Origin of the sequence: Streptomyces sp. BE20, from assembly GCF_036322525.1 — a bacterium.
Lineage (GTDB): Bacteria > Actinomycetota > Actinomycetes > Streptomycetales > Streptomycetaceae > Kitasatospora.
Genome location: NZ_JAQYWW010001247.1, coordinates 1 through 367, shown reverse-complemented (window position 1 = coordinate 367; position 367 = coordinate 1). Strand labels below are relative to the sequence as shown.

1 protein-coding gene is annotated in these 367 nt (G+C 61.6%); it reads left to right on the top strand.

All coding sequences use genetic code 11. The annotated features are described in order from the left end of the window. Positions 1-88 precede the first annotated feature (88 nt). Positions 89-367 (top strand): hypothetical protein (locus PUR61_RS45715; protein ID WP_329885772.1); only part of this gene is annotated, 279 nt, incomplete at its 3' end.

The following is a 367-nucleotide window of genomic DNA, read 5'->3' as shown; positions in this document are numbered from 1 at the left end:
GGGGGGGGTTGGGGGGGTGGGGCGGGGGGCGGAAGGGGTGTGGGGCGCACGGTGGGGTTACGCGCCGGTATCTGGGGTGGGGGGGTTGTTGGGGTTTTTGGTGTTGTTTTTTGTGGGGTGTGTTGGGTTTTTGTTGGTGGGGGGGGGGGGGGGGGGGTGGTGGGGGTTGTTTTTTTTGTGGTTTTTTTGTTTTGTTTGTGGTGGGTTGTTTTTGGTGTGGGTGGGGTGGGTGGGGGGGGGGGGTTTGTGTGGGGTTTTTGTTGGTGGGGGGGGGGGGGGGGGGGTTGGGGGTGGGGTTGGTGGTGTGGTGGGTGTGGGTTTTTTTTTTTTTTTTGTGTTTTTTTTGGGTGTTGGGGGGGGGGCCCCC